This window comes from Streptomyces sp. NPDC025806, from assembly GCF_055558275.1.
Window position 1 is genome coordinate 341,610 of the sequence record NZ_JBVHMU010000004.1, and the last position, 19,556, is coordinate 361,165.

The following is a 19,556-nucleotide window of genomic DNA, read 5'->3' on the forward strand; positions in this document are numbered from 1 at the left end:
CGGGGTCGCCCCGGCGAAGAGGGAGACACGTTCGCGGCGGCGTCGCTAGGCTCGGGCGGCATGGAGCATGAGGTGTTCGTTCCGGTCCCGGCGGAGTCCCTGAGGGCGGTGCTCTGCGACCCCCTCCGCGTGGCCCGGGCCCTGCCCGGGTTCCAGCGCGACGCCTCTGGCGACGGAGGCCGGCTCAAGGTGCGCATCGGCGGGACCGCCATCACGTACCGCGGCGGCGTCCAGGTCACCGAGACCCCGGACGGCTCGTTCACGCTGACCGGCGACGGCACGGAGGCCCGCGGCACCGGCACCGTCGCCTTCGAGCTGACGGCCCGGGTCGCCGCGTCGGACGGCGGCTCCCGCGTCACGTTCACCGGCACCGCCACCGGCGACGGCCGCGTGGCCGAGCTGGACGAGGACGCCGTGACCTCCGCCGCCCGCCGGCTGCTCGGCCGCTTCGCGGAGAACCTCGGCGCGGAGAGCCAGGACCTGGGCGCGGAGGAACCGGAGGACGAGGACGACGAGGACGGCGAGGGCGCGGAAGGGCGGGACGGCTCGGTCGAGCCGGAGGTCGTGTCCGTGTACGACACCGAGGTGCCGCCCTCCTCGCTCGGCCCCGAGACCGACTTCCAGGGCGACTACGAGGGCGACTTCGAGAACGGCGAGCTCCCGGCGGAGCCCGCCGCCGCGCACGCCCGCCGCACGATGATCGGCCGCAGCGCCGAGGAGGTGGACCACGCCCCGCCGCGCGGCCGCTACGCCCCGGTCCCCGGCCCGGAGGGCGCCGCCGCGAGCGCCACCCTGCGCTGGGCGGCCCCCGCCGCCGCCCTCGTCGTCGCCTCCGTGATCGTCGTCGGCCGCGCCCTGCGCAGGCGCCGCTGACGGTGCGCCGCCCCGACACCGCCTAGGCTCAAGGCTCGTGACGACTCAGGAGACGACGCTGACCGCGGGCGACGCGGAAGTGACCGTGGCGCCGGGCAACGGCTGCCGGGTGAGCAGCTTGAAGATCGCCGGGACCGAGCTGCTGCGGCAGGGGCAGAAGTACGGCTGCTTCCCGATGGTGCCGTGGTGCGGCCGGATCAGGGACGGCCGGTTCCTGGACGGCGGGCACGTCCGCCAGATGCCGCTGAACTCGCCGCCGCACGCCATCCACGGCTTCGCCCGCGACGCCGAGTGGAAGACGGCCCGTACGAGCGCGGCCGAGGCCGTGTTCACGTACGACCTGGCCGAGCCCTGGCCGCACCCCGGGCGGGTCACGCAGATCGTCGCGCTCACCGAGGACAGCCTGACGCTGACCCTCGGGATCGAGACGTACGGCGACTCGTTCCCGGCGCAGGCCGGCTGGCACCCCTGGTTCAACCGGAACCTGGGCGGCGAGGACGTGCGGATCGACTTCGACGCCGCCTGGCAGGAGGAGCGCGGCGACGACCACCTGCCCACCGGCCACCGGATCGACCCGAAGCCCGGCCCGTGGGACGACTGCTTCGGCATGCCGGACGGCGTCGACGTCACGCTCACCTGGCCGGGGCAGCTGGAGCTGAACGTGAAGAGCCGCGAGGCGTGGGTCGTCGTCTACGACGAGCAGGACGCCGCCGTCTGCGTCGAACCGCAGACCGGCCCCCCGAACGGCCTCAACACGCAGCCCCGGCTCCTGACCCCCGTCGATCCGCTGGAGGCGAGCACCACCTGGACCTGGCGACGGCTGTAAAACGCGGCCCTTAAGCTCGTAGGCATGACTTCGAACGACGTGCGCGACGCGCTGCTCCAGCAGATCAAGGACAAGGCCGTGGTGCACGGCAAGGTGACGCTCTCCTCCGGTCTGGAGGCCGACTACTACGTCGACCTGCGCCGGGTCACCCTCGACGGCGAGGCCGCCCCGCTGGTCGGGCAGGTGCTGCTCGACCTGACGGCCGAGCTCGACTTCGACGCCGTCGGCGGTCTGACGATGGGCGCCGACCCGGTCGCCGGCGCGATGCTGCACGCCTCCGCCGCGCGCGGGCAGCGCCTCGACGCGTTCGTGGTCCGCAAGGCCGCGAAGGCGCACGGCATGCAGCGCCGCGTCGAGGGCCCGGACATCAAGGGCCGTCGCGTGCTCGTCGTCGAGGACACCTCCACGACCGGCGGCTCGCCGCTGGAGGCCGTGCAGGCCGTGCGGGAGGCCGGGGCCGAGGTCGTCGGCGTCGCGACGATCGTCGACCGGGCCACGGGTGCCGCCGAGAAGATCACCGAGGGCGCCGGGGTCCCGTACCTCTTCGCGTTCTCGAAGGACGAGCTCGGCCTGGACTGACGTGACCGGCCGGTAACCCCACAAGTCTGGAAAGATGGCGGCGACGATGATGTCACCCCATGGTGCTTGGTGAGGGTCGGACCACCGGTCAAAGACACCAGAACAACCCAAACCCCCGCAATGCGCGCTTGACGAGGAGACGGCAGATGCCCATCGCAACTCCGGACCAGTACAACGAGATGCTCGACCGGGCCAAGGCGGGCAAGTTCGCCTACCCGGCCATCAACGTCTCGTCGACGCAGACCCTGAACGCGGCGCTCCAGGGCTTCGCCGAGGCCGAGAGCGACGGCATCATCCAGATCTCGACCGGTGGCGCCGAGTACCTCTCGGGCCAGGGCGTGAAGGACATGGTGACGGGCGCGCAGGCTCTCGCCGAGTTCGCGCACGTCGTCGCCGCGAAGTACCCGAACAAGATCGCGCTGCACACCGACCACTGCCCCAAGGGCAAGCTGGACGGCTATGTGCGCCCGCTCATCGAGATCTCCGCGAAGCGGGTCACCGACGGCGGTCTGCCGCTGTTCCAGTCGCACATGTGGGACGGCTCGGCCGAGACCCTCGCCGACAACCTCGACATCGCCCAGGAGCTGCTCGCCAAGGCCAAGGCGGCGAACATCATCCTGGAGATCGAGATCACCCCGACCGGCGGTGAGGAGGACGGCGTCTCGCACGAGATCAACGACAACCTCTACACCTCGGTCGACGACGCGATCCGCACGGTCGAGGCCCTCGGCCTCGGCGAGAACGGCCGCTACCTGCTGGCCGCCTCGTTCGGCAACGTGCACGGCGTGTACAAGCCGGGCAACGTGGTGCTCCGCCCCGACCTGCTCAAGGAGCTGAACGAGGGCGTGGCCGCGAAGTACGGCAGGCCGGCCGGCTCGCAGCCGTTCGACTTCGTCTTCCACGGCGGCTCGGGCTCCACGATCGAGGAGATCCACACCGCGCTGGAGAACGGCGTCGTGAAGATGAACCTCGACACCGACACCCAGTACGCCTTCTCGCGCCCCATCGCCGGGCACATGTTCGAGAACTACGACGGCGTCCTGAAGGTCGACGGCGAGGTCGGCAACAAGAAGACGTACGACCCGCGCGTGTGGGGCAAGAAGGGCGAGACCGGCATGACGGCCCGTGTCGTCGAGGCCTGCGCCAACCTGCGTTCCTCGGGCACCCGCATCAAGTAGCCCGACCGGTGTTCCCACGGGCCCGGCCCTCCCTCGGCACTGCGAGGGGGCGCCGGGCCCGTCCCGTTCCCTTGGCCGTTCTCCCCGCTGCCCGGAGGGCCCCTCAGTGACGTACGACTTCGACACCCCCGTCGACCGGCGCGGTACCTGGTGCGTCCAGTGGGACGGCATCACCGACCGCTTCCCGGACCCGGACCTGCTGCCGTTCACCATCTCCGACATGGACTTCGCGTGCCCGCCCGAGGTGCTCACGGCGCTCGGCGCACGGCTCGCGCACGGCGTGTTCGGCTACACCGACTGGCGCAACGACGACTTCAAGGGCGCGATCCGCGACTGGTACCGGGACCGGTACGCGACCGAGGTGGACGTCGAGCGGCTCGTGTTCGGGCCCTCCGTGCTCAACCAGATCGCCCAGCTCCTGCGCATGTGGACCCGCGAGGGCGACGGCGTCGTCCTGCACACCCCCACCTACGACGGCTTCCGCAAGGCGGTGCTCGGCGCCCGCCGCGACCTGCGCGCCGTCGGCGTCGACGACTGGGCGGGCCTGGAGCGGGAACTGGCCCGCCCCGACAGCCGCGTCCTCGTCCTGTGCTCCCCGCACAACCCCACCGGGCACGTGTGGACCGACGCCGAGCTGCGCCGGATCGCGGACCTCGCCCGGGCCCACGACGTCGCCGTGATCAGCGACGAGATCCACTCCGACCTCGTCCACGCGGGCCGGCGCCACCTGCCGTGGACCCGGTACGGGGACGGGCTGCGCTGGGCGCTGGTCACCTCCGGCAGCAAGTCCTTCAACTTCCCGGCGCTGAGCGGCAGTTACGGCTTCGTGGGGGACCCGGACGATCACGCCGAGTTCGTCCGCAGGATGGGGCACGACGAGGGCCTGGAGTCGCCGCCGGTGCTCGCGCTGACCGCGCACATCGCCGCCTACCGCGAGGGCGGCCCCTGGCTGGACGCCCTGCGCGCGTACACGTACGGCAATCTGCGGCTCGTCGAGGAGCGGCTCGGTGCCGCGTTCCCCGAGCTCGGCTGGCGGGTGCCCGAGGCCGGCTACCTGGCCTGGATCGATCTGCGACCCCTCGGGATCACCGAGGACGCCGCACTGCAGCGGGTGCTCGTCGAGGAGGAGAAGGTCGCGATCATGCCCGGCTCCGTGTACGGGGCGCCCGGCTTCGTACGGCTGAACGTGGGCTGCCCGCGCGGCAAGGCGGAGGCCGGGGTGGACGCCCTCGTCAGGGCGGTGCGCAGGGTGGCGGGCTGAGCGCCGGGCGCACGCGGCACACTGGACCCATGAGCCTTCACGAGAACCTCCTCGGGGGACCGCCCCCGACCCACCTGCCGGACGAGCCGGAGCCGCGGGAGCTGCTCGCGGGCGGCACCGACCCGGCGGACGTCGCCGCGAAGTACCCGACGTCCTCGCTCGCCTGGGCGCAGCTCGCGGACGCCGCGTACGAGCGGGGCAGTGTCGTCGAGTCGTACGCCTACGCGCGCACCGGCTACCACCGCGGGCTCGACGCGCTGCGGCGCAACGGCTGGAAGGGCCACGGCCCGGTGCCGTGGGAGCACGAGCCGAACCGCGGCTTCCTGCGGGCCCTGCACGCGCTGGCGCGGGCCGCCGGTGACATCGGGGAGCAGGCCGAGTACGAGCGCTGCACGCAGTTCCTGAAGGATTCCTCGGAGACCGCCGCGCAGACCCTCGGATAAGCAGGACCGAGTCGAGGCCCGCCTGTGATCAGGCGGGCCTTGCCGTTTCGGGGGAGGATTGCGGAGGATGCAGGTGGGGACCGGGGCCCCGTGCCGGTAACGGCAGGGCGGACCGCTACCCGGATACACATTCAGGAGACAGCGATGTCCCACGACGCGGATCACGTAGCGGAAGACGCGACCCCCCAGGACGCGGAAGCACCCGCCACCCCGCATCTCGACTTCGCGGGCACGACGCCGTACGAGGACTACGTCCAGGCCGATGTGCTCACCCACCTCCAGCACCTGCGCTCGGACGACCCGGGCGAGATGGTCTTCCTGGTCACCACCCAGGTCATGGAGCTGTGGTTCACCGTCATCGTGCACGAGTGGGAGACCGCGGGCCGGGCGCTCGCGGAGGACGACGTGCCCACCGCCGTGGCGGCCCTCAAGCGCTCGGTGCGCGAACTGCAGGCGCTGAACGACTCGTGGCGCCCGCTCGCACAGCTCACCCCGGCCCAGTTCAACTCGTACCGCAGCGCGCTCGGCGAGGGCTCCGGGTTCCAGTCGGCCATGTACCGGCGCATGGAGTTCCTGCTCGGTGAGAAGTCGGCGTCGATGCTGGTGCCGCACCGGGGCGCCCCGCGCGTGTACGCGGAGCTGGAGAAGGCCCTGCACCAGCCGAGCCTGTACGACGAGGTGCTGCGGCTGCTCGCCCGGCGCGGCCACGGTGTGCCGCGGGCCGTCCTGGACCGGGACGTGTCGCAGCGCTACGAGCCCTCGCCCGAGGTCGAGGCGGTGTGGACCGAGCTGTACGCCGGTGACGAGAGCGGCGAGCTGGCGCGGCTCGGCGAGGCGCTCACCGATGTCGCCGAGCTGATCTGGCGCTGGCGCAACGACCACCTGGTCGCGACGCGGCGCGCGATGGGCGCCAAGACCGGCACGGGCGGCAGCGCCGGTGTCGCGTGGCTGGAGAAGCGCGCGCAGAAGAACGTGTTCCCCGAGCTGTGGACGGCGAGGTCCCATGTCTGACCTGATCGAGCGGGCGCGCGAACTGGACTCCACCGACCCGCTGGCGGCGGTGCGCGGCGACTTCGTCCTGGACGAGGTGGTCTACCTCGACGGGAACTCGCTGGGCGCGCTGCCCGCGAGCGTGCCGGGCGCCGTCGAGGACGTCGTGCGGCGGCAGTGGGGCGAGCTGCGGATCCGGTCCTGGACGGAGTCCGGCTGGTGGACGGCGCCCGAGCGGATCGGCGACCTGATCGCGCCGCTGGTGGGCGCCGCGGCCGGGCAGATCGTCGTCGGCGACTCCACAAGTGTCAATGTGTTCAAGGCACTTGTGGGTGCGGTGCGGCTGTCGGGCGGCCCTGACGCGGGCCGGGACGAGATCCTGGTCGACGCCTCCACGTTCCCGACGGACGGCTACATCGCCGCGTCGGCCGCGCGGATGACCGGCTGCACGGTCCGCCCGCTGGCCCCCGGCGAGGTGCCGGACGCGCTCGGCGAGCGGACGGCGGCGGTGCTGCTCAACCACGTCGACTACCGCACGGGCCGGCTGCACGACCTGCCCGCGCTGACCGCCGCGATCCGCGCGGCGGGCGCCGTGAGCGTGTGGGACCTGTGCCACAGCGCGGGCGCGCTGCCGGTCGGGCTCGACGCGCACGGGGTCGACCTGGCGGTCGGCTGCACCTACAAGTTCCTGAACGGCGGCCCGGGTTCGCCCGCGTACCTGTACGTGCGGGCGGGGCTCCAGGACCGGTTCGACTCGCCGCTGCCGGGGTGGAACTCGCACGCCGAGCCGTTCGGCATGCGGCCCGAGTACGCGCCCGCCGACGGCGCGGTGCGCGGCCGGGTCGGGACGCCGGACATCCTGTCGATGCTGGCGCTCGAGGCGGCGCTCGACGTCTGGTCGCGGCCGGACGTGAGCGTGGACGCGGTGCGGGCCAAGTCGCTGGCCCTGACGGACTTCTTCCTGGAGTGCGTCGCCGCGTACGTGCCCGAGGGGCGGGTCGTCACGGTCACCCCGGACGCGCACGCCGAGCGGGGCAGCCAGGTGGCGCTGGCCTGCGAGGACGCGGGCGAAATCATGGAGCGGCTGATCGCGGCCGGAGTCGTCGGCGACTTCCGGGCGCCCGACGTGCTGCGGTTCGGATTCACCCCGCTGTACCTGTCCTTCGCGGAGGTGGAGCGCGCGGCGCGGGTCCTCGCCGACACGCTCGGGTGACCTGATCAACACGGGACCGTCCGTCGGCGCCCCGTCCTCATCGGGCGGGGCGTCGGCGCACGTCACGGGCCTGGTAGCGTCCGCGTACCCCGCGGTGCCCCGGACATGGACCGGCACCGTCGACCATGACAGCCGAGAGGTTGGAGCATGCCGGACGAAGCCGCCGCCCGCGACGCGGCCGAGGAGGCGTCGGCCTTCTCGCACCCCGTCGTCGAGCCGGACGTCAGCGCCGCGTACGGAGATCACCCGGACCAGGTGATCGATTTCCATGCGCCGAGGACGGCGGTGGCCACGGCCCCGCTGGTCGTGGCCCTGCACGGCGGCGCCTGGCGGGCGCCCTACGACCGGAAGCATCTGAGTCCCTTCTGCGACTACCTGGCCCGGCGCGGCTTCGCCGTCGCCAACGTCGAGTACCGGCGCGGGAGTGCCGTGCCGCACCAGGGGGCGGAGGGTCCCGTCGCCGGGCGCTGGCCGGAGACCTTCGACGACGTGGCCGCTGCCTTCGACGCGCTGCCCGCGCTCGTCGCCGCGCACCTGCCCGCCGCGGACGTGCGCCGCACGGTCGTCACCGGGCACTCGGCGGGCGGCCACCTCGCGCTGTGGGCCGCGGCCCGGCACGTACTGCCCGCGGACGCCCCCTGGTTCACCCCGGCCGCGCCCGCGCTGCGCGGCGTCGTCGCGCTCGCCCCGATCGCCGATCTGGCGCTCTCGGAGGAGCTGGGCGTGTGCGGCGGAGCGAGCGGGCAACTCCTGGGCGGCAGCCCGGAGTTGTTCGAGCGGCGGCGCCCGTGGGCGGATCCGTCGCTGCTGCTGCCGACCGGGATCGCCACGACGATCGTGCAGGGCCGCACCGACACGACCGTCCCGTTCGCGGTGACCGAGGCGTACGCGGACGCGGCGGCGCAGGCGGGCGAGGTCGTGGGCGTCACGTACCTGGAGGAGGTCGGCCACTTCCCGCTGATCGACCCGGCCGCCGACGCGTGCGCGGTCGTCGCCGAGGAGATCGCCCAACTCGCCTGGTAGAGCGCCTGGTTGAGAAGGAGTACCCCTACCCGGGTATGACGTGTGATACCTGGGAGCTACGCGCGGGGTTGGCTCCGTGGCGTGATGCCGGTTACGGCCCGTGATTCATAACTTCCTTTCCAGAGGCGCCGGACGGCGGTGCCCGGAGGGGGAGTGACGCCATGGGCCGCTGGCCGGGACGGATCCGCCGGGCGCTGCTCGCGGCGCTGGTGACGGGCGCCGTGGCGGTGCCGGTCTCGGCGGCGGCGCACCCCGACATCCCCGCCCCGCCGCCGGCCCGCACCGGCCCCGTCACCGCGGGCTCGCTGGACGCGACGTACGCGGCGAACCGGGCCGTGGCCCGCGAGGCCGCCCGGACGGCCACGGAGTACGGCGCGACGGGCCGCGCCCGTGAGCTGCGGGAGATGGCCTCCACCGGCCGGACGTTCCTGCACTTCGACGCGCGCGGCTCCGGCCGGGCCGTCGAGGTGTTCGGCGATCTGGCCCACGCCCGCCGGATCGCCGTCCTGGTGCCCGGCTCCGACACGTCCCTCGACACCTACGACCGGTTCCGCGCGGGCGCCCTCGCCCTGCGCGACCGGCTCGGCGAGCGGGCCGCGATCGTCGCCTGGCTCGGCTACGAGACACCGGACACGGTCAGCCCGGCCGTCACGACCACGGGCCGCGCCGAAGAGGCGGCGCCCCGACTCGTCGCATCCGTGCGGGAGTTGAGGTCGCTCGCCGTCGGCGGACCCCGCCCCTCGGTCAGCCTCCTCTGCCATTCGTACGGGTCCGTGGTGTGCGGGCGCGCTGCCGGCGCGCTGCGCGGCCCGGCGGCGGTGTCCGACCTCGTCCTGGTCGGCAGCCCGGGCACCGGCGCCGACCGTGCCGCGGAGCTGGGCACGCGGGCCCGGGTGTGGGCGGCGCGGGGCGGCGGCGACTGGATCGCCCATGTGCCGCACGTGAGCGCCGGGTTCTTCGGCACGACGGTCGGCTTCGGTGCCGACCCGGTCTCGCCCGGCTTCGGCGCACGGGTCTTCGCCGCGGGCGACGGCGGCCACAGCGACTACTTCCGGCCCGGCACCCCCTCCCTCGCGGCGATGGCCCGCATCGTCCTGGGCGCGGAGCCCGGCACCGACCACCTGCCCGCAGACGTGTCCGATGTGACGGAGGCTCCTCATGCGTGAACTCCTGCTCCCCGCACGGTCGTTCGTCCGCCGGATCGACGCGGCGACCCCCGCCCACCGGGACCGCGCGGTCGACGCGCTGCGCGCCCTCGCGATCTGCGGGGTCGTCCTCGGGCACTGGTTCGTCACGGCCCTGGTGCCCGGCGGCGATGGCGCCCTGCACACCGCGAGCCCGCTCCAGCACCTGCCCTGGCTCGCCCCCGTCTCCTGGCTGTTCCAGACCCTCGCCGTGTTCTTCCTGGTCGGCGGGCACATGGCGACCAAGGGGTACGCGTCGGCGCGGGCCCGCGGCGAGACGTACGGGGCGTGGCTGACGGCCCGGCTCGGGCGGCTGTTCCGGCCGGTCGCCGCGGTGCTCGTGGTGTGGACGGCGGCGGCGCTCGGCATGCTCCTGTCCGGGGTGCCGTACGCCACCGTCCACACCCTGGGGAAGCTCGCGCTGTCCCCGCTGTGGTTCCTGCTGGTGTTCGCCGCGCTGACGGCGGCGACCCCGCTCGTGGCCCGGCTCAACCCGCTGTGGCCGCTGGCCGTCGTCCTCCACGTGGACCTCGTACGGTTCGGCCTCGGCGGCCCCGCCTGGCTCGGCTGGATCAACCTGGCGGCCGGCTGGCTCGTGCCGTACACGCTCGGCGCGGCCTGGACGCGGGAGGCACTCGGCCGGCGGGCCGGGGCGGTGCTCCTCGTCGGCGGCGCCGCCGCGACCGCCGGGCTCGTCCTGTGGGCCGGGTACCCGGCGTCGATGGTCGGCGTGCCCGGCGCCCCCGTCTCGAACCTGAACCCGCCGACGCTCGCCGCCGTCACTTTCGGGCTCGCCCAGTGCGGACTCGCGCTGCTGCTTTTGGACCGGCTGCGGTCCTGGCTGCGGCGGCCTGCGGCCTGGGCGGCGGTCGCGGTGGTCAACCTGTTCGCGATGACGATCTTCCTGTGGCACCAGACGGCCCTGATGGCGGTCACCGCGACGGGCCTGCTCGCGGGCCGGCTGCCCGGCCTGCACACCGTGCCCGACTCGCTCGGCTGGGTCGCGGCGCGGGCGGCGTGGCTGCCGGTCCTCGCGCTCGCCCTGGCCGTGTGCTGGGCGGCGTTCCGTACGTACGAGCAGGGCGGCCGGGGCCGCTCCCGGGTGGTGCGGGCGGGGCGCGCCCGGCGCCCCCGGACCGTGGTCCGGCATGGCTGAGCGGAACCGGCGGGTGCCGGTGCCGCCCTCTAAGGTGGGGGCCATGGCGGGAGGCCGGACACAGCGCGGGGGAGCCGAGGGGGACGAACTCGGGGCGCTGCTGCGTTCCCTGCGGCGCGATCTGCTCACCTTCGAGCGCGGGCCGCTGCCGCCGCTGACCCGGCCGCGCTTCCTGCGCTGGGCGCCGCATCTGCTGCTCGCCTGGATCGCCCTCGGCACGACCCTCTCCGGCATCGACCAGATCGGCGCCGGCTACCACCTGGGGACGCCGGCCGCCGTCGCGCTCATGGGGGTGCAGGGCGGCGCGATGCTGCTCGCGCTGTGGCGGCCCGCGCTCGCGTTCTGGGTGTCCCTGCTCGCCGGCGTGCTCGTCGCACGGCTCGCGCTGCCCTGGCTGTCCGGGCAGGCCGCGTCCGGTGAGGACGCGTGGCCGTGGGCCGCGCCCTCGGTCATCGCCCACGGGGCCGTGCTGCTGCTGCTCGCGCTGCGGGTGCCGACGCGGGCGACCGCGGTCGCGTTCGCGCTGAGCGCGCTGGCCGGGCCGCTGGTGCAGAGCACCGGCGCCGACATCGCCCGGTACTCGTCGACGACGCTGCTCTCGGTCGTCGTGTTCGCGGTGGTCTCGCTGCTCGGCGTCGCGCTGCGCGGCCGCAGCGAGGCGCGCAACCGGCTCGTCGTGCAGGAGGAGTTGACGGCGGAGGAGCGGGCCCGCCGGACGGTCCTGGAGGAGCGCGCGAACATCGCCCGCGAGCTGCACGACGTCGTCGCCCACCACATGTCCGTCATCTCCATCCAGGCGCAGGTCGCCCCGCACCTGGTCGAGAACCCGCCGGACGCCCTGAAGGAGAACCTCGACGGCATCCGCGCCAGCGCCCTGGAGGCGCTGGCCGAACTGCGCCGGGTGCTCGGGGTGTTGCGTGCCGAGCACGCCGAGGACGCCGGCGACGCCGCGGAGCAGGTCGCCGGGTCGGACGATCCCGGTACGGCCGCCGCGCCGCAGCGCCCGCAGCCCACCCTCGACCGGCTCGACGCGCTCGTCGCCGGGACCCGGGCCGCGGGGCTCGCCGTGACCGTCCTCGCCACCGGGGAGCGGCGCCCACTGCCGCCCGGCGTCGAACTGTCGGCGTACCGGATCGTGCAGGAGGCGCTGAGCAACGCGCTGCGGCACGCGCCCGGTTCGACGGTGGAGGTGGCGCTCGACCACCGCGCCGACGGCCTCGGGGTCCGGGTCACCAACACCGCGCCCGAGCGGCCCGCGGCGCCCTCGCCCGGCGCGGGGCACGGGCTGCTCGGCATGCGGGAGCGCGCCGCGATGCTGGGCGGCACGCTCGACGCCGGGCCCGTCGCCGTCACCGGCGGCTACGAGGTGCGGGCCTTCCTGCCCGCGCCCGGCGATTCCCGCACGGGCTCACGTACGGGCTCTCGTACGGGTTCGCGTACGGGTTCACGTACTGGGGGAGACGCCTGACATGCCGATCCGGGTCCTGATCGCCGACGACCAGATGATGGTCCGGCAGGGGTTCACCGTGCTCCTGAACACCCAGCCCGACCTGGAGGTCGTCGGGCAGGCGGTGGACGGGCTCGACGCGCTCGCGCAGGTCGCCGAGCTCGACCCGGACGTCGTCCTCATGGACATCCGGATGCCCGAGCTCAGCGGCATCGAGGCGACCCGCCGGGTCACCGCTTCGCACCCGGCCGTCCGGGTCCTCGTCCTCACCACCTTCGACCTGGACGAGTACGTGTACGAGGCGCTCCGCGCGGGGGCCTCCGGGTTCCTGCTCAAGGACGCCTCCGCGGAGCAGCTCGCGGAGGCGGTCCGCGTCGTCGCCTCCGGCGAGGCGCTGCTCGCCCCGACCGTCACGCGGCGGCTGATCGCCGAGTACGCGCGGCTGTCCGACGGGGCCTCGCGGGCGGCGTCCGTGCCGGGGCGGCGGCCCGCCGAGCTGACCGAACGCGAGGCGGAGGTCCTCGTGTTGATCGCGCAGGGGCTGTCGAACGCGGAGATCGCGGCGAGTCTCGTCGTCGCCGAGCAGACGGTGAAGACCCATGTCGGCCGCATCCTCGTCAAGCTGGGCCTGCGCGACCGCACCCAGGCGGCGGTCTTCGCCTATGAGTCCGGGTTGGTGACGCCGCGGATGGGGCGCTGACGGCGGCGCCGTGGGGGTCGCTCGTCGTCGCCGGGTGCCGCGCCGTCGTGGCTGGTCGCGCAGTTCCCCGCGCCCCTGAAGGGCACACTTCGTGCGCCCCCAGGGGCAGGTTGCTCGCGCCCCGCGACGGAGGCGCTCAGTGGGGCTGGGGGTCGTCCAGGCCCAGGGTTTTGCGGTGGGCTCGCCAGCGGTTCATCATTCCGGCCAGTTCGAGCTGCATGAACTCGAAGAAGGCCAGGGTCTCGCCGATGCGGCGGCCCGCGGGTGTGTCCGCGCCCAGGTTGTCGACGCCCTCGCGCAGGGCGTCCTCCCAGCGCTTGAGCACACTGTCCCGGTTGCCCAGCGCCTCGTACCACTGGTTGCTGTGGACCCGGAAGAGGTCGCGCCGTGTGCCGGGCTCGCGCTCGCGCGTGACCATGTGCTGCTGCGTGAGGTACCGCACCGCGCCGGAGACGGCGGCCGGGCTGACGGTGAGCCGCTCGCCGAGCTCCGCCGAGGTCAGCGCCCCGGAGTCGGAGGCGAGCAGCGCGGCGAAGATCCGGGCGGGCATCCGTGGCATGCCGGCCTCGACCAGCTGGCCCGCGAAGCGTTCGACGAAGCGGGCGCGCGGGTCCGGGGTGTCGACATCCCTCGTCTCGTCACCGGCGCCGCTCATGTCCTGATCATCTCCCCTGCCCGTGCCGTCGCTGCCTGAGCCATCGAGTTTATACGCTTCCTTAACTTCACAAATTTGTGAAGTCCGCGTAGCTTCAGAATCATGACGAAGGCAATCACGGTCTCCGGACTGCACAAGTCGTTCGGCAGGACCCACGCCCTGGACGGCCTCGACCTGGACGTCGAGGCCGGCGAGGTGCACGGCTTCCTCGGGCCGAACGGCGCCGGCAAGTCGACCACCATCCGCGTGCTCCTCGGACTGCTGCGCGCCGACTCGGGCGCCGTGCAGATGCTCGGCCGCGACCCCTGGGCCGACGCCGTGGACCTGCACCGTAAGGTCGCGTACGTCCCCGGCGACGTCACCCTGTGGCGCAACCTCAGCGGCGGCGAGGTCATCGACCTGTACGGGCGGCTGCGCAGCGGCCTCGACGAGCGGCGCCGCGCCGAACTCGTCGAGCGCTTCGAGCTGGACCCGACCAAGAAGGGCCGCACGTACTCCAAGGGCAACCGGCAGAAGGTCGCGCTCGTCGCCGCCTTCGCCGCGGCCGACGTCGACCTGCTCATCCTCGACGAGCCCACCTCGGGGCTCGACCCGCTGATGGAGGAGGTCTTCCAGGCGTACGTGGAGGAGGCCGCCCGCGAACGCGGACAGACCGTCCTGCTGTCGTCCCACATCCTCAGCGAGGTCGAGGAGCTGTGCGACCGCGTCAGCATCATCCGCAAGGGCCGCACCGTCGAGAGCGGCTCCCTCGCCCAGCTGCGCCACCTCACCCGCACCAGCGTCACCGCCGAACTCGCGGGCCCGCCGAACGGGTTGGCGGACCTGCCCGGCGTGCACGGCCTCGACATCCAGGGCCACCGCGTCCGGCTCCAGGTCGACACCGACCACCTCGACGCCGTACTGCGCTCCCTCACCGCCTCCGGCGTACGGTCCCTGACCAGCACGCCGCCCACCCTCGAAGAGCTCTTCCTGCGCCACTACCAGGAGGACCTCGCCGGGGCCGCCGGTTCAGGGGTGGCCCGATGAACGCCGCCGTCATCGCCACCGGCTACGCCCCGCGCACCGGCGGCAGCCGCCAACTCGCCGGTACCGGGACGCTGTTGCGGCTCGCCCTGCGCCGCGACCGGATCATGATGCCCGTCTGGATCTACGTCGTCGCGCTCACCGTCGTCACCATGCCGAAGACCCTCAAGGGCCTCTACGGGACCGACGCCGAGCGGGCCGGCGTGCTCGACACCATGCGCACCAACAGCTCCCTGCGCGCCCTGTACGGACCGGCCCTCGACGACTCCCTCGGCGGGCTCACCGTGTGGCGGGTCGGCGCGTACGCGGCTGTGTTCGCGGCGGCGATGAGCCTGCTGATCGTCGTCCGGCACACCCGCGACGAGGAGGAGAGCGGACGCCAGGAGATGGTGTCCGCCGCGATGGTCGGGCGGCGCGCCCCGCTGACCGCTGCCCTGCTGACGGCCCTGATCGCCAACGCGACGATCGCCGTGTTCATCACCGTCGGCATGGCCGTCACGGCCGGCGACGGGCTTGCGGGCGCGCTCGCGCTCGGCCTCGCGACGGGCGGCGCGGGCATGGTCTTCGCGACGATGGCGGCGATCGTCGCCCAGTTCACCGAGAGCGCCCGGCTCGCCCGCGGCGTGACCGCGGGCCTGCTCGGCGTGGCCTTCGTGCTGCGCGCCGCCGGTGACGCCGGAAGCGTCGACGGATCGTCCGTGCTGACCTGGCTCTCCCCGATCGGCTGGCTGGAGAACACCCGCGCCTACGCCGGTGAACGCTGGTGGGTGCTGCTCCTGTTCGCCGCGGCCGTGCTCGCCCAGGGCGCAGCCGCGTACGTCCTCGCCGGGCGGCGCGACCTCGGCATGAGCTTCCTGCCGAGCCGCCCGGGACCGGCGCGCGGCCGTCTCGGTTCGGCGGGCGCCCTCGCCCGGCGGCTCCAGCGCGGCAGCGTCCTCGGCTGGTCCCTCGCCTTCCTCGCGTCCGGCGCCGCACTCGGCGGCGTCACCAACGGGGCCACCGATCTCGTCGGCGGCAGCGCGGACACCCGCGAGATCATCGAGCGGATGGGCGGCCAGTCCGGGCTCACCGACGCGTTCCTCGCCGCGATGGTCGGCATGCTCGGCATGGTCGCCTCGCTCTACGTCGTCCAGGCCGTGCTGCGCCTGCACGCCGAGGAGACCGGACAGCGGGCCGAACCCGTTCTGAGCGGAGCGGTGGGCCGGCTGCGCTGGGCGGCCGGTCACCTGGTCATCGCCTTCGGCGGGGCCGTGCTGATCATGCTGTTCGGCGGGCTCGGCCTGGCCGCCGGATACGGCCACGACCTGGGCCCGATCCTCGCCGCGTGCCTGGTCCAGCTCCCCGCGGTGTGGGTGCTCGGCGCGGTCGCCGTGCTCCTGTACGGGCTCGCCCCGCAGGCCGCACCGGCCGGCTGGGCCGTGGCCGGGGCGGCCCTGCTCCTCGGCTGGCTCGGCCCGGCCCTGAAGCTCCCGCAGGCGGTCATGGACCTCTCCCCCTTCGGTCACCTCCCGAAGCTGCCCGGCGGGGAGATGTCCTGGCCCCCGGTGCTCGTCCTGACCGGTCTGGCGGCGGTGCTCGTCGCCGCGGGGCTCGCGGCCCTGCGCCGCCGCGACCTGTCGAACTAGCCGGTCACCGCACCGGACTCAGAGTGCGACGGGCAGTCCCTCCAGGCCCCGGATCACGAAGTTCGGCTTGCGCACCGGCTCCGACGTCGCCCGCAGCGTCGGGGCCTGCGTCAGCAACGCCCGCATGGACGCGGCGAGTTCGATCCGGGCGAGCGGGGCGCCGATGCAGTAGTGGATGCCCGCACTGAAGGAGATGTGCGGGTTCTCGGCGCGGGTCAGGTCCAGGCGCTCGGGGTCGTGGAAGACCTCCGGGTCGTGGTTCGCGGAGCCGAAGAGGAGCGCCACCTCCGAGCCCCGGGGGATGACCGTCCCGTCGAGTTCGATGTCCTCCAGGACCCAGCGTTCGAAGAGCTGGAGCGGGGTGTCGTAGCGCATCAGCTCCTCGATCGCGGACGGGACCAGGGAGTGGTCCGCGCGCAGGGCGGCCAGCTGTCCGGGGTGGCGGAACAGCGCCGCCCAGCCGTTCACCGTGGAGTTGACCGTGGCCTCGTGGCCCGCGTTCAGGAGCAGTACGCAGGTGGAGATCATCTCCTGCTCGGTCAGCCGGTCGCCCTCGTCGTAGGCGGCGATCAGGCCGGAGACCAGGTCGTCGCCGGGGTCGGTGCGGCGGGCGGCGATCAGCTCGCGCAGGTACGCCGTGAACTCGACGGACGCCCGCACCGCGGCCCGCGCCGTCTCCTCCGGCGGATTCAGCTCGTACATGCCGCAGATCGCCGCCGACCAGGGGCGCAGCAGCGGGCGGTCGGACTCCGGGATGCCGAGCATCTCCGCGATGACGGCGACCGGGAGGGGCTCCGCGACGGCCGTCAGGAGGTCGCCGCCGCCGGCCGCGACGAGGTCCCCGACGAGGTCGCCGGCCAGCTTCTCCACGTAGGGGCGCAGGCGGTCGACCGTGCGCGGGGTGAACGCCTTGGAGACGAGGCGGCGGATGCGGGTGTGGTCCGGCGGTTCCAGGTCGAGCATGCCGTGGTCGTTGAGGGTGTGGAACGGCTCGTGCTCCGGCGGCGGCGCGGTCCGGCCGAACTCCTCGTGGGTGTGGCGGTGTTGGTAGGTGCGGCCCAGACGGCGGTCCCGGAGCAGGGCGGAGACGTCCCGGTGGTGCGGGATCAGGTACTGGTGGGTGGGCTCGTAGTGGTGGACCCGGCCGGCCGCGCGCAGGGCGCGGTACGCGGGGTACGGGTCGGCCAGGAACTCCGGGGACCAGGGGTCGAAGGCGGTGACGGTGTCGTTCATGAGCGGACGTTAGTCCGGCCGTCCGGGGCGGGGGTAGGCCCGTGCGCCCGGACGGCCGGATCAGCCCGGGGTGACGAGGCGGGCCTCGTACGCGAAGACCGCCGCCTGGGTCCGGTCGCGGAGGCCCAGCTTCACCAGGACCCGGCTCACATGGGTCTTGATGGTCGACTCGGCGACGACGAGCCGCGTGGCGATCTCCGCGTTCGACAGGCCCTGGGCGATGAGGACGAGGACCTCCGTCTCGCGTTCCGTCAGCTCGCCGTAGGCCTCGGCGCGGACCCGGGGGGTCTCGGCGAGCTTGGAGAACTCCGTGATCAGGCGGCGGGTCACCGTGGGCGCGAGCAGCGCCTCGCCGGAGGCCACCACCCGGACCCCGTCGGCGAGTTGGCGGGCGGAGGCGTCCTTGAGGAGGAAGCCCGAGGCGCCCGCGCGGAGCGCCTGGTACACGTACTCGTCGAGGTCGAAGGTGGTGAGGACGAGGACCTTGGCGCCCTCGTCCGCGGCGACGATCTCGCGGGTGGCGTCGATGCCGTTCAGTTCCGGCATGCGGATGTCCATGAGGACGACGTCGGGGCGCAGTTCGCGGACCCGGGCGACGGCCTCCGCCCCGTTGACCGCCTCGCCGACGACCTCGATGTCCGGCATGGCGCCCAGCAGCACCGAGAAGCCCTCGCGGACCATCATCTGGTCGTCGGCGATCAGCACCCTGATCATGCGTCGTCCTCCGCGGCCGACGCGGCGGCGACCGGCACGAACACCGCGACCTCGTAGCCGCCGTCCTCCGTCGCCCCCGCGGTCATCTCGCCGTCGAGCATCGCGACCCGCTCCCGCATGCCGGTGACCCCGTGCCCCGCGCCGGGGCTGGGCTTCACCAGGGCGCCGGGCGGCCCGTTCACGATCCGCAGGCCGAGCCCGCCGAGCACGTACGCGACCTCGACGCGGGCCGGGGCGCCGGGGGCGTGCCGCAGGACGTTGCTGAGGGCCTCCTGGACGATGCGGTACGCGGACAGTTCGACGCCGGGCGGCAGGGCGCGGACGGCTCCGGTCACGCTCTTGTCGACGGTTGTCCCGGCCTCGCGCACGTTCTCCAGGAGGCGGTCGAGGTCGGCGAGGGTCGGCTGCGGGGCGTCGGGCGCCTCGTAGTCCTCGGCCCGTACGACGCCCAGGACCCGGCGCAGTTCGGTGAGGGCCGCCACCGCGTTCTCCCGGATCGTGACGAACGCCTGCTCCAGCTCGGGCGGCGGGTTCTCGACGCGGTACGGGGCGGCCTCGGCCTGGATGGCGACGACGGACATGTGGTGGGCGACGACGTCGTGCAGCTCACGGGCGATGTTCGTGCGCTCCTCCAGGAGGGTGCGGCGGTCCCGTTCGACGGCGCCGGCCGTGCGCTCCTGGGCGACCTCGCGGCGGGCCGAGCGGTTGACCTGGACCAGGGTCACCAGGGCGACCGCGAGGCCGGAGGCGACCAGCATCGGGAGGGCGTCGCTGTAGTACCAGTCGCCGCCGGTCAGCGGCGTGACGACGATCCCGTAGAGCGTGCTCAGCGCCCACATGCCGGCCGCCGTGCGGGGCCCGGTGCGGGCCGCGACGATCATCATCACCAGGGTGTGCCCGACGAGGCTGCCCGCGGGCCACGGGGTCGGGGAGCCGCCGGTGACGAAGACGAGGACGGCGGCCGCGCCGAGCGACACCCACCACGCGAGGACCGGCCGCAGCAGCGTGAGCGCCACCGGTGCCCCGACGAGGAGGCCGCACAGCACCGCGACGTACGCGTCGGCGCCGAAGCTGACGCTCTCCGCGCCGACGGCGAACGTGAGCAGGGCGAGGCCCAGCACGCCGACGTGCGGCAGCACCCGCATCTGGTCCCGCATCGGCAGCGGGAACAGCCGCAGCCACGTGCTGTCGGACGCGGCGCGGGGCAGGGGGCGGTAGGCGCGTACGTCCCGGAACAGGTCCGCGCGCAGTCCGCTCAGGGCCGCCTTGACCAGGCTGAGCTCGGGGCCGGCGGAGGTGGTCGTCTCGGTCATGCACCTCACGGTAGGTTCCCCCACCACCCCGGGTCGTCCCCACCAGGAAGGGTCCCTGCCCGTCCCCCTCAAGTACTACGCCGGCCTCGGCCCCTGCGGCGGGGGCGCCGAGGCCGGACG

At 73.8% G+C, this 19,556-nt stretch carries 19 protein-coding genes; 15 read left to right on the top strand and 4 right to left on the bottom strand.

Translation table 11 applies throughout. The annotated features are described in order from the left end of the window. Positions 1–60: 60 nt before the first annotated feature. The 13 genes from ACZ4E1_RS11570 (at position 61) to ACZ4E1_RS11630 (ending at position 12,873) form a co-directional block, all read left to right on the top strand. A complete protein-coding gene (locus tag ACZ4E1_RS11570) occupies positions 61–873 on the top strand; it encodes an SRPBCC family protein (protein WP_467538135.1) in 813 nt (270 codons plus the stop codon). A 37-nt stretch (positions 874–910) separates the two neighbouring features. Continuing rightward, entirely contained in the window at positions 911–1,699 is a 789-nt protein-coding gene (locus tag ACZ4E1_RS11575) for an aldose epimerase family protein (RefSeq protein ID WP_467538137.1), read from the top strand. Between the two features lie 24 nt (positions 1,700–1,723). Then, entirely contained in the window at positions 1,724–2,278 is a 555-nt protein-coding gene (gene pyrE, locus ACZ4E1_RS11580) for an orotate phosphoribosyltransferase (protein ID WP_467538140.1), read from the top strand. 146 nt (positions 2,279–2,424) lie between these two features. Then, on the top strand, positions 2,425–3,456 hold the full coding sequence (fbaA, locus tag ACZ4E1_RS11585; RefSeq protein WP_467538142.1) for a class II fructose-bisphosphate aldolase: 1,032 nt from the start codon (positions 2,425–2,427) through the stop codon (positions 3,454–3,456). A gap of 106 nt (positions 3,457–3,562) precedes the next feature. Next, positions 3,563–4,717 (top strand): MalY/PatB family protein, encoded by a 1,155-nt coding sequence (locus ACZ4E1_RS11590; RefSeq protein ID WP_467538144.1) that lies wholly within the window; start codon positions 3,563–3,565, stop codon positions 4,715–4,717. Positions 4,718–4,746: 29 nt separating this feature from the next. After that, positions 4,747–5,160, top strand: a complete 414-nt coding sequence (locus ACZ4E1_RS11595; RefSeq protein ID WP_399124618.1) for a DUF3151 domain-containing protein — start codon at positions 4,747–4,749, stop codon at positions 5,158–5,160. Positions 5,161–5,304: 144 nt separating this feature from the next. Continuing rightward, positions 5,305–6,171, top strand: coding sequence for a tryptophan 2,3-dioxygenase family protein (locus ACZ4E1_RS11600; RefSeq protein WP_467538146.1), 867 nt, complete (start codon positions 5,305–5,307; stop codon positions 6,169–6,171). Beyond that, positions 6,164–7,363 (top strand): kynureninase, encoded by a 1,200-nt coding sequence (gene kynU / locus ACZ4E1_RS11605; RefSeq protein WP_467538149.1) that lies wholly within the window; start codon positions 6,164–6,166, stop codon positions 7,361–7,363. The genes ACZ4E1_RS11600 and kynU overlap by 8 nt, the downstream gene beginning before the upstream one ends. Positions 7,364–7,510: 147 nt before the next feature. After that, positions 7,511–8,386: an alpha/beta hydrolase gene (locus ACZ4E1_RS11610; protein ID WP_467538151.1), complete on the top strand. Its 876-nt coding sequence runs from the start codon at positions 7,511–7,513 to the stop codon at positions 8,384–8,386. A gap of 161 nt (positions 8,387–8,547) precedes the next feature. Further along, entirely contained in the window at positions 8,548–9,552 is a 1,005-nt protein-coding gene (locus ACZ4E1_RS11615) for an alpha/beta hydrolase (protein WP_467538153.1), read from the top strand. Beyond that, positions 9,545–10,726: an acyltransferase family protein gene (locus tag ACZ4E1_RS11620; protein WP_467538155.1), complete on the top strand. Its 1,182-nt coding sequence runs from the start codon at positions 9,545–9,547 to the stop codon at positions 10,724–10,726. Before ACZ4E1_RS11615 ends, ACZ4E1_RS11620 begins: the two co-directional genes overlap by 8 nt. A 43-nt stretch (positions 10,727–10,769) precedes the next feature. Then, a complete protein-coding gene (locus ACZ4E1_RS11625; protein WP_467538157.1) occupies positions 10,770–12,194 on the top strand; it encodes a sensor histidine kinase in 1,425 nt (474 codons plus the stop codon). Between the two features lies 1 nt (position 12,195). Next, complete coding sequence (locus tag ACZ4E1_RS11630) at positions 12,196–12,873, top strand: response regulator (protein WP_467538159.1); 678 nt, start codon at positions 12,196–12,198, stop codon at positions 12,871–12,873. Between the two features lie 136 nt (positions 12,874–13,009). On the opposite strand, the gene ACZ4E1_RS11635 is transcribed toward ACZ4E1_RS11630, so the two are convergent. Continuing rightward, positions 13,010–13,528, bottom strand: a complete 519-nt coding sequence (locus tag ACZ4E1_RS11635; RefSeq protein ID WP_467538161.1) for a GbsR/MarR family transcriptional regulator — start codon at positions 13,526–13,528, stop codon at positions 13,010–13,012. 102 nt (positions 13,529–13,630) lie between these two features. Here ACZ4E1_RS11635 and ACZ4E1_RS11640 point away from each other — a divergent pair, with 102 nt between their 5' ends. After that, positions 13,631–14,554, top strand: coding sequence for an ABC transporter ATP-binding protein (locus ACZ4E1_RS11640; protein ID WP_467538163.1), 924 nt, complete (start codon positions 13,631–13,633; stop codon positions 14,552–14,554). Next, positions 14,551–16,176, top strand: coding sequence for an ABC transporter permease (locus ACZ4E1_RS11645; protein WP_467538164.1), 1,626 nt, complete (start codon positions 14,551–14,553; stop codon positions 16,174–16,176). The genes ACZ4E1_RS11640 and ACZ4E1_RS11645 overlap by 4 nt, the downstream gene beginning before the upstream one ends. Before the next feature lie 18 nt (positions 16,177–16,194). Here the strand turns inward: ACZ4E1_RS11645 and ACZ4E1_RS11650 are convergent, their stop codons facing one another. The 3 genes from ACZ4E1_RS11650 to ACZ4E1_RS11660 are packed head-to-tail and all read right to left on the bottom strand — an operon-like array spanning position 16,195 to position 19,436. Next, on the bottom strand, positions 16,195–17,409 hold the full coding sequence (locus ACZ4E1_RS11650) for a cytochrome P450 (RefSeq protein WP_467538166.1): 1,215 nt from the start codon (positions 17,407–17,409) through the stop codon (positions 16,195–16,197). Positions 17,410–17,469: 60 nt separating this feature from the next. Beyond that, the gene (locus ACZ4E1_RS11655; protein ID WP_467538168.1) at positions 17,470–18,123 is read right to left on the bottom strand and encodes a response regulator; all 654 of its coding nucleotides are present in this window, start codon (positions 18,121–18,123) and stop codon (positions 17,470–17,472) included. Next, positions 18,120–19,436: a sensor histidine kinase gene (locus ACZ4E1_RS11660; RefSeq protein ID WP_467538170.1), complete on the bottom strand. Its 1,317-nt coding sequence runs from the start codon at positions 19,434–19,436 to the stop codon at positions 18,120–18,122. Before ACZ4E1_RS11660 ends, ACZ4E1_RS11655 begins: the two co-directional genes overlap by 4 nt. Between the last annotated feature and the right edge of the window lie 120 nt (positions 19,437–19,556).